Below are 13,506 nucleotides of genomic sequence, written 5' to 3' on the forward strand. Positions count from 1 at the left end.
CTGCTTCTCAAAAAAGTAAGGAGCGCCTTAAGTGAGCCTATAAAGGGCCGGGCCTGGCTGGCAATCGCTAAGAGGATATAGAGTTACACGGCAGTACATATTGTTGTTGAAAAAATCCTAAGAAACAGGGTAATGTATTCTGTTTAAGCTTACAATCCAGCCATAACAAATAACTTTTTAACTATCAGGATAGATGTAAATACTTAGAGCATCATCTAGCTGAAATAGTTATTATGAATAATAAGCGGAGGATCACATGTTAGAAGTAAAGGACCTTACTGTTGAGGTTGGTGGAAAAGAGCTGCTAAAAGATGTAAACTTCAAAGTGGAAAAAGGTTATACAAATATCATTCTGGGGCCAAACGGTGCAGGAAAATCTGCTCTTTTGATGACATTGATGGGATTTAGTGGTTACAGGATAGTAAGTGGGCAGATATTATTCAAAGGTGAGGATATTACCCATATGTCTATTGACGAAAGGGCAACAAGAGGAATCGGGATTATGACCCAGCGCCCTCCGAACATGAATGGGGTCAAACTGAAAAACCTCTTAAAACTGATAGCAGGGGATAAGGACATGGAACATATGGCAGAATCCCTTGATATGATGCGATTCATGGAAAGAGATATTAACGTGGGATTTTCAGGCGGAGAGATTAAAAGATCCGAATTATTACAACTTGCTGCCCAGAGACCATGTATATATTTGTTTGACGAGCCAGAATCAGGTGTAGACCTTATGAGCATTGACATTATCGGAAGCACAATTAATAATTTGATTCATGGTGATTCAGCCTGCCCCGGTGACCGTAAAGGCCATGGCAAATCAGCTTTAATCATTACACATACAGGTAAGATTCTGGATTACATAGAAGCAGATCGTGCTTATGTCCTCTGCAACGGAACAATAATGTGTGAGGGTAATCCAAGGGAGATGCTTCAGGAGATCAAAGAAAACGGTTACGAGGAGTGTATTACATGCAAACTGAAGAAAGCCTGAAAAAAAGGGCAGAAGCAGCACTACAAAAGGAAGCTGCATACGGAGAAAAATTTGATCTGGATAAGTATTCGATTGCTCCAAAGGAAACTAAATACACTGATAACCTGAAGGAACTCGATGAAAAATCCCAGAGAACTCTTCTCAATGTAGGAGTGATTCCCAGCGGGGAAGGCAGAGGTGGCAGCCTTGTAATGGTTGATAATGCCATATCCCATTCTTCAGTTTCCGATAAAGAAATTGAATTGATGCCTCTTCACTTTGCAATGCAAAAGCATGATTGGCTTAAAGATTATTCCTGGAATCTGGTGCCAGTGGATGCAGATAAATACACTGCGACCAGTTATCTGGAAAACGCCAATGGTTATTTTATAAGAGCTCCTGAAGGAGTCAAAACAAAATTACCCATCCAAACCTGTCTGCTAATGGGTTCAAAAGACGTCTCTCAGACAGTCCACAACATTGTAATCGTAGAAGAAAATGCCAGGCTGGATGTAATTACAGGCTGCTCCACAAGCAGCGATGTGGATAAAGCTATGCATCTGGGCATTTCGGAAATGTATGTAAAGAAGGGTGGTACCCTGAACTTTACCATGATCCATAATTGGGCAGAGCAAATTGGTGTACGTCCCAGAACAGTAATTCATCTGGAAGAAGGTGCTACCTTCATCAACAATTATGTTACTCTCAAAGCGGTAAAATCCATTCAGAGCTATCCGACAGCACGCCTTACCGGCAAGGGAGCATTTGCCAGGTTTAATACCATTGCAGTGGCACATCCCGGTTCTGAATTGGATATTGGTAGTCGTGTTATATTTGATGCACCCAATACAAAAGCAGAGCTTGTCTCCAGGACGATCACAACCGGTGGAACCGTTATTGCAAGAGGAGAAATGATAGGAAATGAAGTCCAATCAAAAGGCCACCTGGAATGCCACGGACTTGTCCTGAGCAAAAAAGGTACACAGAGAGCAATCCCCATCCTTGAAGCAAACGTGGATGATATTGAACTGACACACGAAGCAGCTGTTGGCAGGATTGCAAGGGAACAGGTAGAATACCTGATGGCGCGTGGTCTTTCCGAAGAAGATGCTGTAGGAATGATAGTGCGTGGTTTCCTGGATGTAGGTATTTCCGGAATCCCGGATGAGCTCCAGAAAGATATTGATGAAACAATTGCACAGATAGGCAAAAGCGCAATGTGATGCAAAAAGCATCACATATTCTCTATTTTTAGATCAATCACTTACCTTTTTTGCAGCTTCATCCAGTTCCCTGAGTTTTGTAGGAATAGGATTGTCCTTCAGAAGTTTTGCCATATAAGCAAGATTGTTTACCATATACCTGACGGTCCTGTTTGTGTAAAGATGCCTGTCTCCTCCTGCATCAATATAACTTGGGCCCGGACCCGCATCTCCCACCCAGTAGCAATCAGCATTAGGTGGAATTGTACAGCCAAGATGGGTCAGATTGAAAAGTGTATTTGCAGAAACATTGTGTGCTCCATCCTCATTGCCCGTCACAATAACTCCAGCTACCTTACCGTAAAGTGGATATTGCCCTGTTTCGGGGTCAGCATCTGCATAAGATCCATCCAGTCTTTCAAGTACCATCTGTGCCACTGCAGATCTTACTCCAAACCATATGGGAGATCCAATTATTAGTATATCACAGGCTTTTATTTTTTCAAGAATCTGTGGCCACTCGTCATCGCCTCCTTCATCAGAAGAAACACCAAAAGCTATATTGTGGTCTACAATGCGTATTACCTCACTATCTACACCAAGATCCTGAAACAGTTCAATTGCTTTATCGATAAGGGCTCTTGTATGCGATACTTCAGGTGATTTTTTCAGTGTACAGTTTAAAAAGAGAGCTTTCAATGACATAATGAATATGTTGGTCAGTTGTGACATATAACCTTTTCCTAAAATGAAATGAGTCACAAATGTAGCAAATTATAAATAATTTTATAAACAAACAAATTGTATCAGGAATTTTATATACTGTCACATATGCTTGGAATCATGCTTGATGATGCCGGATATGATGTAGAGGTGAGAGAAGGACCTGGAGGGACTTTTGTAAATTACAAAGTCCTTGAAAAACACCTGATGTCCTTTAAATATAAAAATACAGATTAAATTTCAAGCATCCTGTCAAGGGCTTTTTTTGCTTTTTCCCTTACACTTTCCTCTACAGTCACTTCATATTGCATTTTTTCCATTGAATCCAGCAAAATAGAAGGTGTAACCATTTTCATGTTTGCACATGAGGCAAAGGGAGATGCAAAATAGAATGTTTTATCGGGATGCTCTTCCTTGAGCCTGCATAGAATACCATTTTCCGTCCCGATAATAAATTCGTTTACATCTGGTTTGCCCGCTCTTTCAATAATTCCCGAGGTACTGAGTACGGCATCTGCCATTTCAACAACGTCGGGCCTGCATTCCGGATGAGCCAGGAATTCAGCATCCGGATGCTCCTGCTTTGCCATTATGATTTCTTCCGGCATTATCTGGTGATGAACCGGACAATAACCTTCCCAGGAAATAATTTGTTTTTCTGTGTGAAGGGAGACATAATGTGCCAGGTTCTTATCTGGCACAAATATTACTTTATCTTCTTTAAGGGAATTTACCACATTGACTGCGTTTGAGGAAGTACAACATATATCGCTTTCTGCCTTTACAGCCGCTGAGGAATTCACATAACATACAACTGCAGCATCAGGGTTTTTTGCTTTTGCTTTTCTGAGGGATGAAACATCAACCATTGCTGCCATAGGACAATGAGCATCCTTTGCAGGCAGTAGTACCTGCTTATCCGGGGAAAGAATAGCCGCACTCTCCGCCATGAAATCCACTCCGCAAAATATAATGACATCGCAGTCATGTTCCACTGCCTGACGGCTCAGTCCCAGTGAATCACCCGTATAATCTGCCAGTTGCTGTATTTCGCATCGCTGGTAATTATGGGCCAGAATAACAGCATTCATTTCTGTTTTCCGTTCTTCGATTTTAGCAATTATTTGATCCATATAAATCATCTTAATTTTTAATTCACGGCGTTAACTATATTTGAGAGGCAAATATATTAAATTGTTGGACAATAACTTAAACAGGTGATATTTTATGGAAAAGATAGATATTAAAGTTAAAGGAATGGCATGCGGCCACTGTAAGATGGCAGTTGAGAAGGCATTACAAAAGATTACGTCTGTATCCAAAGCTGAAGTAGATCTTGAAAAATGTGAAGTCCACGTGGAATATGAACCTGATATAAGTGTAGAGGATCTGAAAAAAGCTGTCAGGGATGCAGGTTACGAGGCATAATACAACCATGGCTGAGATTCTTTTACATGTAAGCGGTATGAGTTGCGGACACTGCACAAAAAGTGTCCACGATGCCCTTGAAAAACTGGAAGGGGTGAAATCCGTAGAGGTTAATCTTGACAGTGGCATTGCTACAATCAATTATGATCCTTCATCCACAAGTGTTGAAACTATGAAGGAGACTATTAGCCAGGCCGGATATTCTGTCGAAGATCAGGAAGAGAATGCATGTGAGGGAACCTGTCCTGTAAGTATTGAAGAAATATCGAAACAGGATGCTGAAAAGACCCTGTCATTGAATATTTATGGCATGTCCTGCACTGCATGTGCCAAACGTATCGAAACCGGCCTTGAAAAAGTAGATGGAGTACGGGAAGTCTCTGTCAACTTTGCTTCTGAAAAAGCGTCTGTGACCTATGATACAAATAAGCTGGACTTAAGGGAGATACGCGATCGCATAGAATCCCTTGGATACGGAATTCGTAGTGACCGTTTGACTCTGAATATTACCGGGATGAGCTGTGCTTCCTGTGTATCCAATGTAGAAAAGGCGCTTAAAAATCAACCCGGTGTACTTGAAGCAAATGTACATCTATCCCTGGAAAAAGCGGATATCATTTTCGATAGTTCCATAATGGACCCTGAAGGGCTTATCAAAGTCATAGAGAACACAGGTTATGGCGCGTCAATACCGGAAGATACAAAAAATAATTTGAAGGACAAACAAGAACAGGAAAGAATTGAGCAACAAAAAAATGTTTTGATAGCCTTTGCTCTGACATTGCCCCTCACCCTTGGTGCCATGCAGGGAATGCTGAGAATTGATCCTTATGTGCCTGATATTCTCGCCAACAACATTGTTCAATTCACCCTGGCAACCCTCACTCTGGTTTTCCCCGGCAGACAGTTTTTCACCGGAGCTTTTCGGGGATTGCAGCACGGGTCTGCCGATATGAACTTGCTGGTAGCCTCGGGTACCGGAGCGGCCTTTATTGCAAGCACTGCAGCAGCCTTCCTGAACCTGGGTGCGGGATATGAACATACGTACTTCGATTCGGCTGCCATGCTTATCACATTCATCCTTTTCGGACGTTACCTGGAAGCCAAAAGCAGGGGCAAGACATCAGAAGCGATACGTAAACTTATGGGACTGCGGGCAAAAACTGCCCGTATAATCATGGATGGTGAAGAAAAAGACATTCCTGTCGAAGAAGTAAAACCAGGTGACATCGTTGTTATAAAACCCGGGGAAAAGATACCGGTTGATGGTGAAGTCATAGAAGGTGATTCTGCTGTTGATGAATCCATGATCACAGGAGAAAGCATCCCTGTCGAAAAAAGCACTGGAGATACAGTCATCGGTGCAACGATAAACAAGACGGGGTCATTCAGGTTCAAAGCTACAAAGGTCGGTGCTGATACCGCCCTATCACAGATCATAAAACTGGTGGAGAGGGCCCAGACATCAAAGGCACCCATCCAACGCCTTGCAGATATTGTAGCAGGGTACTTTATTGTCATTGTGATGACCATTGCCATGCTAGCATTTTTCTTCTGGTTCTTCATAGGCTACGGCACATTTAATGTTGCTGAGCTTACAGGTGTTGCCAGCCCTTTCCTTTTTGCATTGCTGATTGCCATCACGGTGCTTGTTATCTCATGTCCCTGTGCGCTGGGCCTTGCTACACCTGTTGCCATAATTGTAGGTACGGGTATGGGCGCTGAAAATGGAATCCTCATACGTGATGGGGAAAGTCTGGAGACTACTCCCAAAGTAGACACAATCGTGTTTGATAAAACCGGTACCCTTACAATTGGTAAACCCTTCCTCACAGATGTTGCAACAACAGGCAATTATGAAGAAAACTACCTGCTTCAGGCAGCAGCTTCAGTTGAAAAACTTTCCGAGCATCCGCTGGCTGAAGCAATCGTTGAAGGAGCAAAATCCAGAAAACTCCAGCTAAAAAACATATCCGGTTTTGAATCATTTTCTGGAAAAGGAGTTGCAGGAGAATGGGATGATCATTCAGTGATTATAGGCACCAAACGCTTGATGGAAGAAAAAGCAATCTATCCGGGTGATGTAGCCAACTATTCGAATAGGTTTGAAGATGAAGGGAAAACAGCAATACTGGTCGCCATCGATGGTACAATCGCCGGTGTTCTTGCTGTTGCCGATGTATTGAAGGAGGAGGCACCATCAGTAATAGCCCAACTGCAGGAAATTGGACTTGGAGTTGCCATGATAACCGGCGATAACAGCAAAACTGCACAGGCAATTGCAAGACAGGCAGGAATTGATACGGTCCTTGCAGAAGTATTGCCCGCTGATAAGGCAGCAGAGGTTGAAAAACTGCAAAAGCAGGGCAAAAGGGTAGCAATGGTAGGGGACGGGATCAACGATGCACCGGCCCTTTCTCAGGCAGATGTGGGAATTGCCATGGGTGCAGGAGTGGATGTCGCCATCGAGTCTGCGGATATTGTCCTCATCAAGAATGACGTGAAGGATATTTTAAAGGCCCTGAATTTGAGTAAACTTACGATGAAAAAAATCAAACAAAACCTTTTCTGGGCTTTTGGTTACAATACACTTGGCATACCCATTGCAGCAGGTGTGCTCTTCCCGGTATTTGGGCAAACACTAATTACACCGGCAATGGCAGCAGCATTTATGGCTATGAGTTCGGTCTCTGTGATGACAAATTCCCTGCTGATGAAAAGGAAAAGGATTGAGTAATTATGGATAAGAAAAATGAGAATAAGACCAGGATCCTGGCTCTTGCAAGCTCTATGATTACAACAGCCCTTTTTGCGGGAGTTGCCATCTTTGTCAATAATGAAAATCCGGGCAAATTTACAGATGTTGATATTGTCGCAGGCTCGGTTTTTGTATTTCTAATAAGTTTTATCATTTTCCTGCTCATCTGGCCTATACTTTCTGATAGATAATCCAGATTTGTTTTTTTATTTCATTACATTGCAGATATACAATAAACGAGATTGTTGTTACTTGTTAGCATGAATCACGGTCTCACAATTCACAAATATATTTAAAATATTGTTGTTTAAATGATTAAAACTTAAATCATGAATAAATATGATAGTTAAAAGGCAGGGCTTAATATGCAAGAAAAAATAAAAGAAATTTCATCACGTGTCAAAGAGTTGCGTGGTTTATCCGGTATAAGTACAGAGGAAATAGCCTCCAACCTTGATATCTCACTAGAAGAATATAATAAATACGAATCGGGAGAACTTGACATCCCTGCAAGTATCCTTTTTGAGATTGCACAACTGCTCAAAGTTGATATGACGGTGCTGCTTACCGGTGAAGATCCAAGGATGCATATTTTCACCATTACCCGTAAAGATGAAGGAGTAAGTGTGGAAAGAAGAAAACAGTACCAATACGAAGGACTGGCTCCAAATTTCATTCACAAAAAGGCAGAACCATTTGTAGTTACCGTTGAACCCCAATCCAATCAGGATTCCACCCCCAATTCCCATCCCGGACAGGAATTTGATTATGTACTTGAAGGGTCCCTGAAAGTTACCATCCATAACAATGAGATAATTCTCAACGAAGGTGACTCAATATACTTCGATTCAAATTACAACCATTCAATGCAGGCGGTCGGAGACAAAACTGCAAAATTCCTTGCAATAATCTTCTAAATTCCAAAAATAAACAAAACGGGTGCAAGAATGACCTCACTTATAGATAATTTTTTGGCAAAAACAGATTTTGAATCATACGATGATTTCCACGCTAATTTTAAGATCAACATCCCTGAGAATTTTAATTTTGTATATGATGTTGTTGATGTGTATGCCAAGGAGCAGCCTGAAAAAAAGGCTCTTGTCTGGTGTAACGATAACGGTGAAGAAAAGATATTCACTTTTGCTGATCTGAAATATTACAGTGAAAAATCTGCCAGCCTTTTCAGTAAATATGGAATAAAAAAGGGTGATGTGGTAAAACTTACCTTAAAGGGAAGATATGAATTCTGGGTATGTATACTGGGATTGCACAGAATTGGTGCCATCGCTCTTCCCGGCACGCATATGCTAACAACCAGGGATCTCAAATACCGCATTGAAAGAGCAGACATACAAATGGTCGTCAGTAATGCTGATGAAGGGCTTTTAGATCACATAGATGAGGCACACAAGGATTTCAAAGATGTGCTCAAGCACAAATTTGTAATTAACCACAATCGTCCCGGCTGGATTAATTTTACAGAAGAACTGGAAAAATCACCCGCCGAATTTGTACGTCCAAAAGGAGAGGAAGCAACACAGAACAATGACATATCCCTGATGTATTTCTCATCCGGCACAACCGGCTTCCCGAAAATGGTACAACATGATTTTACATATCCCCTTGCCCATATACTCACAGCCGGCTACTGGCAGAATGTAATGGACAATGGTCTGCATCTCACAGTAGCAGATTCGGGCTGGGCAAAATGTGCCTGGGGAAAAATCTACGGCCAGTGGATTTGCGGCTCAGCTGTCTTTGCTTATGATTATGAGAGATTCGATGCCAGGAATATGCTGGAAAAAGCCAGCCATTATGGTGTGACCACATTCTGTGCACCACCTACAGTATATCGCTTCCTGATAAAGGAAGACATGAGCCAGTACGATTTTAGCAGTCTCAATTACTGTGTGGTTGCAGGAGAGCCTTTGAATCCCGAGGTGTATGAAAAATTCCTGAAATATACCGATCTCAAACTAATGGAAGGATTCGGCCAGACAGAAACAGTTGTAGCCATTGCAACATATCCATGGATGGAACCAAAACCCGGGTCAATGGGAAAGCCCTCACCAATCTATAATATACAGTTGATGCGTCCTGACGGAAAACTTGCCGATGTTGGAGAAGAAGGAGAAATTGTAATCGATACATCACAGGGCAGACCCATAGGTCTGTTTGCAGGCTATCGTGCAGATCCTGAAAAGACAGAGGCAGCCTGGCATGACGGTTATTACCATACCGGTGACATGGCATGGAAAGATGAAGACGGATATATGTGGTTTGTAGGACGAGCAGATGATATCATCAAGAGCTCTGGTTACAAAATAGGGCCATTTGAAGTTGAAAGTGCACTTATGCAGCATCCTGCGGTCCTGGAATGTGCAATCACTGCATCCCCTCATCCTGTACGTGGGTAGGTTGTAAAAGCCACCATTGTACTTACCAAAGACTATGAAGCAAGTGAGCAGCTCAAGAAAGAGTTGCAGGATCATGTAAAGAAGGTTACCGCACCCTACAAGTATCCGAGAATTGTGGAATTTGTACCCGAACTTCCCAAGACCATAAGTGGCAAGATTCGCAGGGTAGAAATCAGACAACATGACGACGAAAAGGGAGACAATTGATTTATATTTCTTTTTCCTTTTCTACTTTTCAGATCATTAGAAGGCATCAAGAGTTGATTTTATGAAGGAAGAAAAAGCAGAACCATATCCTCTAATCAATATTATTGAATGCAAAGGCTGTGCCAGATGCATTACTGCCTGTCCAAAAAACGTGCTGGAAATGAGTGATGAACTCAACAGAAGAGGTTACCATTATGCCCAGTATAAAGGCCAAGGATGTACCGGCTGTGCCAATTGTTATTACACATGTCCGGAACCTCTTGCAATAGAAATACATATCCCTGTTAAAAAAAGGTGTTAAGATATGGCTACACAACTTACAAAAGGTAATGATGCGGTGATAATAGGGGCACTCTACGGAGGATGTGACTGCTACTTTGGTTATCCCATAACCCCTGCAAGCGAAATTCTTCATGAGGCATCCAGAACCTTCCCCCAGGTCGGCCGTAAATTCGTACAGGCAGAATCCGAAGAAGCCGCAATAAGCATGGTATTCGGAGCAGCTTCTGCTGGACACAGGGTTATGACCGCATCCTCTGGCCCGGGAATCAGCCTGAAACAGGAAGGTATATCCTATCTTGCAGGTGCACAGCTTCCATGTGTAATCGTTGATATCATGAGAGCCGGACCCGGTCTGGGGAATATCGGTCCGGAACAGGGCGATTATAATCAGGTCGTAAAAGGTGGCGGACATGGGAATTATCGTAACATCGTGGTTGCACCCAATTCAGTCCAGGAAATGTGTGATTTGACAATCAAGGCTTTTGAGCTGTCTACAAAATACAGAAATCCTGTAGTGGTACTGGCCGATGGTGTACTCGGGCAGATGGTCGAACCACTGAAATTCCCTGAAAAAGCAGTCAGGCCGGAAATAGATAATTCCTGGGCCGTAAGAGGAAACAAGGAAACCTACCAGAACCTTGTAACTTCCATTTTCCTTGACTTTAGCGAACTGGAAGAATTCAATTATGAGCTGCAGGAAAAATATGAGACGATAAAGGAAAGGGAAGTCGATGTCGATGAATACATGATGGATGATGCAGAAATCGTCCTTGTGTCCTATGGAATTAGCAGCCGGATCTGTCGCTCTGCTGTTGAACTTGCCCGCAAGGAAGGTATCAAGGCAGGACTTTTCAGGCCTATTACACTTTTCCCGTTCCCCGAAAAAGAACTGGCCGATCTTGCCGAAAAGGGTGTCAATTTCATTTCAGTGGAAATGAGCAACGGACAATTGATGGATGACATAAAACTGGCAACATGTTGCAAAAAACCTGTGGAATTGGTTAATCGCATGGGTGGCAATCTCATTACAATGGACCAAGTACTGGGTAAAATAAGGGAAGTCGCAGGCAAGGAGGAATAAAAATGGAAGAAAAAGTTATAAAGAAACCGGATTCCCTCTACGATGAATTCACACGCAAGGGTGGAGCCGCTCCGACTGCTACCCACTATTGCCCGGGTTGTGGGCATGGCATCCTCCACAAACTTATTGCTGAAGCCATGGACGATCTTGAGATTCAGGACCGTACAGTCATGATCAGTCCCGTGGGATGTGCTGTTTTTGCCTATTACTATTTCAATTGTGGCAATCTGCAGGTAGCCCACGGCAGGGCACCTGCAGTTGGAACAGGCCTTTCCAGATCAGAAGGGGATGCAGTTGTTATCTCATACCAGGGTGACGGTGACCTGGCTTCCATAGGCATGAATGAAACAATCCAGGCTGCCAACCGTGGGGAAAAGATGGCGGTATTCTTCGTCAACAATACCGTATACGGAATGACCGGAGGCCAGATGGCACCCACCACACTCATCGGCGAAAAAACAGTGACATGTCCCACAGGCAGGGATCCCAGGTTTGCAGGATATCCCCTGCATATGTGCGAACTGCTCAATAACCTGGACGGGCCTGTCTTTATTGAAAGGGTATCGGTGTCAGACATCTCCCATATACGCAAGGCCAGAAAGGCAGTCAAGAGGGCTCTTGAGATCCAGAAGGAAGGCAGAGGTTATGCATTTGTGGAAGTGCTTGCAGCCTGTCCTACAAACCTGAAACAGAATGCCGAGCAGAGTACAAAATTCATTAATGAGGAAGTGGAGAAGGAATTCCCGCTGGGTAACCTCAGGGACCTGGCTGAAAAAAGAGAACCACTTCCCTGCCCTGTAAGTGATTTTTCAAAGGAAAGTATCGATCAAATTTACAATATCGGCGATTCCGCATCCCCTGATGCTGTGGAGGATCCGGGATTTACACGTGTACTTACCAAGATTGCAGGGTTTGGAGGCCAGGGGGTGCTCAGTATGGGTCTGATACTGGCCCGTGCAGGATGTCGTGCCAAACGATTCACTTCCTGGTATCCATCCTATGGTCCGGAACAGAGGGGAGGTACATCCAACTGTTCAGTGGTTATTTCAGGAGAGGAAATCGGCTCCCCTGTAGTATATGAATCTGATATCCTGGTTGCCATGAACCTGCCATCACTGGAAAAATTTGCCTCTGATGTCAAACAGGGAGGAATTATCCTTTATGATGCCACTGTAGGTGACTTCAAGGCTCCTGAAGGTGTAAGGGCAATTAAAGTACCCGCCACCCAAATTGCAAAGGAGGGAGGCTCTGAAAGGGCTGCCAATACTGCAATAATAGGTGTATTAATGCAGCTTGGAGTAACAGGTCTTGATATTGGGGACTATATGGAGGCCATTGAAGAGACTTTTGCAGCAAAGCAGAAACTCATACCTCTCAACCAGCAGATATTGAAAGAAGGAGCAAAATGGGCTTCTGAGAATCTCTGATATCATACATGGAAATGATATCAGCACTATTACGACCAATTGATATGGATTATCCGGACAACCGGATAATCGTTTATCTTTCTACCGCGGTATTTGTTGCAGCTATCTCATATCAGATTCTTTCAGGAGAACAGCTGATTGAGGCGATGATATCGGCTGGTAGAGCTGCTCTTTCTATCTTTTTTGCGTGGGCACTTACAAAAGAGATTGACCCTGATTATCCACATGCAGCATTGATTGCTGCTGGCATTGGGATTTGTTGTCTGTTATTTTTAGAGATTCCATTTATATTGCCCCTTGTATTGCTCTTATTCCTTTTTCGAATTACAAACCGAACCACTGGGATAATACCTACGCTGTTTGACAGTATACTGATCCTTCTTACAGGCACATACCTGATATATACAGGAAACTGGATGCAAGGACTGCTAATGGCTTTTGCTTTTTTAATGGATGCCAGACTAAATGAACCCGTCAAAAGACATTTCATTTTTGCTTCTATTGGTCTTATTATCAGCCTTTTTGTTCTTTACGGAAGTAATATCGAAATCCTTTTTCCATCACAATACAAGATTTTTATTTTACTGCTATTAATTGTGTTTTCCATTGTAAAGATTATAGATGCTGAAGTTCCCCGCACTTTATCTGATGTGAAATCAAAACCATTGCCAAAGGAAAGAATAATTGCCACCCGTATGATTGCGCTCTTAACTGGCTTGCTGACACTATTTGTATGTCTGAATTCATTTAGTTCAATTTTCCCTCTCTGGGTGGCAATTGGTGGATCAACTACATATTATATAATACAGAAAATCAAATGAGGGGAAATTGATATCAGTTATCCAATAAAAATAGTCAGAAATATCCTCGCATCCATTCTGGTATTTTTGGCAATTGGAATTATCGTAACTGAATTTTTTGCAGATACTATTTATTTTTCTCTTTTTTGGGAATATCTGCAGGTTTGGTTGCAGCAATCATAGTTCTGGTTTACCTGCA

12 protein-coding genes and 1 pseudogene are annotated in these 13,506 nt (G+C 42.7%); 11 read left to right on the forward strand and 2 right to left on the reverse strand.

Annotated features, from left to right (window positions below):
* The first annotated feature begins 256 nt into the window (after positions 1-256).
* Positions 257-1,000, forward strand: coding sequence for an ABC transporter ATP-binding protein (locus tag MMAH_RS05035; RefSeq protein ID WP_013037462.1), 744 nt, complete (start codon positions 257-259; stop codon positions 998-1,000).
* Positions 979-2,202, forward strand: a complete 1,224-nt coding sequence (locus MMAH_RS05040) for a SufB/SufD family protein (RefSeq protein ID WP_013037463.1) — start codon at positions 979-981, stop codon at positions 2,200-2,202. The genes MMAH_RS05035 and MMAH_RS05040 overlap by 22 nt, the downstream gene beginning before the upstream one ends.
* 33 nt (positions 2,203-2,235) lie before the next feature.
* On the opposite strand, the gene MMAH_RS05045 is transcribed toward MMAH_RS05040, so the two are convergent.
* Both MMAH_RS05045 and nadA read right to left on the reverse strand, forming a co-directional pair.
* Positions 2,236-2,886, reverse strand: a complete 651-nt coding sequence (locus MMAH_RS05045) for a flavodoxin family protein (RefSeq protein ID WP_048902266.1) — start codon at positions 2,884-2,886, stop codon at positions 2,236-2,238.
* A gap of 251 nt (positions 2,887-3,137) precedes the next feature.
* Positions 3,138-4,046: a quinolinate synthase NadA gene (nadA, locus tag MMAH_RS05050; RefSeq protein WP_013037465.1), complete on the reverse strand. Its 909-nt coding sequence runs from the start codon at positions 4,044-4,046 to the stop codon at positions 3,138-3,140.
* An 85-nt stretch (positions 4,047-4,131) separates the two neighbouring features.
* On the opposite strand from nadA, the gene MMAH_RS05055 reads away from it, so the two are divergent.
* The 9 genes and pseudogenes from MMAH_RS05055 (at position 4,132) to MMAH_RS05095 (ending at position 13,328) form a co-directional block, all read left to right on the forward strand.
* The gene (locus MMAH_RS05055) at positions 4,132-4,332 is read left to right on the forward strand and encodes a heavy-metal-associated domain-containing protein (protein WP_013037466.1); all 201 of its coding nucleotides are present in this window, start codon (positions 4,132-4,134) and stop codon (positions 4,330-4,332) included.
* Positions 4,313-7,069: a heavy metal translocating P-type ATPase gene (locus MMAH_RS05060; RefSeq protein ID WP_245526194.1), complete on the forward strand. Its 2,757-nt coding sequence runs from the start codon at positions 4,313-4,315 to the stop codon at positions 7,067-7,069. The genes MMAH_RS05055 and MMAH_RS05060 overlap by 20 nt, the downstream gene beginning before the upstream one ends.
* Positions 7,070-7,071: 2 nt before the next feature.
* A complete protein-coding gene (locus MMAH_RS05065) occupies positions 7,072-7,281 on the forward strand; it encodes a hypothetical protein (RefSeq protein ID WP_013037468.1) in 210 nt (69 codons plus the stop codon).
* 174 nt (positions 7,282-7,455) lie between these two features.
* Complete coding sequence (locus tag MMAH_RS05070; RefSeq protein WP_013037469.1) at positions 7,456-8,007, forward strand: helix-turn-helix domain-containing protein; 552 nt, start codon at positions 7,456-7,458, stop codon at positions 8,005-8,007.
* A 30-nt stretch (positions 8,008-8,037) separates the two neighbouring features.
* Positions 8,038-9,717 (forward strand): annotated as a pseudogene (locus MMAH_RS05075) (AMP-binding protein).
* Positions 9,718-9,778: 61 nt separating this feature from the next.
* On the forward strand, positions 9,779-10,018 hold the full coding sequence (locus tag MMAH_RS05080; protein WP_013037471.1) for a 4Fe-4S dicluster domain-containing protein: 240 nt from the start codon (positions 9,779-9,781) through the stop codon (positions 10,016-10,018).
* 3 nt (positions 10,019-10,021) lie between these two features.
* On the forward strand, positions 10,022-11,080 hold the full coding sequence (locus MMAH_RS05085) for a 3-methyl-2-oxobutanoate dehydrogenase subunit VorB (RefSeq protein ID WP_013037472.1): 1,059 nt from the start codon (positions 10,022-10,024) through the stop codon (positions 11,078-11,080).
* A 2-nt stretch (positions 11,081-11,082) separates the two neighbouring features.
* Positions 11,083-12,507, forward strand: coding sequence for a 2-oxoacid:acceptor oxidoreductase family protein (locus MMAH_RS05090; RefSeq protein ID WP_013037473.1), 1,425 nt, complete (start codon positions 11,083-11,085; stop codon positions 12,505-12,507).
* Positions 12,508-12,515: 8 nt separating this feature from the next.
* Positions 12,516-13,328 carry a hypothetical protein gene (locus MMAH_RS05095; RefSeq protein WP_013037474.1) on the forward strand — a complete coding sequence of 271 codons (813 nt, stop codon included), beginning with the start codon at positions 12,516-12,518 and terminating at the stop codon, positions 13,326-13,328.
* Positions 13,329-13,506: the final 178 nt, after the last annotated feature.

Origin of the sequence: Methanohalophilus mahii DSM 5219, assembly GCF_000025865.1 — an archaeon.
GTDB lineage: Archaea > Halobacteriota > Methanosarcinia > Methanosarcinales > Methanosarcinaceae > Methanohalophilus > Methanohalophilus mahii.

Excerpts from the sequence above, each read along its gene's own strand:
- MMAH_RS05035 (WP_013037462.1), top strand. The coding sequence starts at position 257 with ATGTTAGAAGTAAAGGACCTTACTGTTGAGGTTGGTGGAAAAGAGCTG.
- MMAH_RS05040 (WP_013037463.1), top strand. The coding sequence starts at position 979 with ATGCAAACTGAAGAAAGCCTGAAAAAAAGGGCAGAAGCAGCACTACAA.
- MMAH_RS05045 (WP_048902266.1), bottom strand. The coding sequence starts at position 2,886 with ATGTCATTGAAAGCTCTCTTTTTAAACTGTACACTGAAAAAATCACCT.
- nadA (WP_013037465.1), bottom strand. The coding sequence starts at position 4,046 with ATGATTTATATGGATCAAATAATTGCTAAAATCGAAGAACGGAAAACA.
- MMAH_RS05055 (WP_013037466.1), top strand. The coding sequence starts at position 4,132 with ATGGAAAAGATAGATATTAAAGTTAAAGGAATGGCATGCGGCCACTGT.
- MMAH_RS05060 (WP_245526194.1), top strand. The coding sequence starts at position 4,313 with ATGCAGGTTACGAGGCATAATACAACCATGGCTGAGATTCTTTTACAT.
- MMAH_RS05065 (WP_013037468.1), top strand. The coding sequence starts at position 7,072 with ATGGATAAGAAAAATGAGAATAAGACCAGGATCCTGGCTCTTGCAAGC.
- MMAH_RS05070 (WP_013037469.1), top strand. The coding sequence starts at position 7,456 with ATGCAAGAAAAAATAAAAGAAATTTCATCACGTGTCAAAGAGTTGCGT.
- MMAH_RS05080 (WP_013037471.1), top strand. The coding sequence starts at position 9,779 with ATGAAGGAAGAAAAAGCAGAACCATATCCTCTAATCAATATTATTGAA.
- MMAH_RS05085 (WP_013037472.1), top strand. The coding sequence starts at position 10,022 with ATGGCTACACAACTTACAAAAGGTAATGATGCGGTGATAATAGGGGCA.
- MMAH_RS05090 (WP_013037473.1), top strand. The coding sequence starts at position 11,083 with ATGGAAGAAAAAGTTATAAAGAAACCGGATTCCCTCTACGATGAATTC.
- MMAH_RS05095 (WP_013037474.1), top strand. The coding sequence starts at position 12,516 with ATGGAAATGATATCAGCACTATTACGACCAATTGATATGGATTATCCG.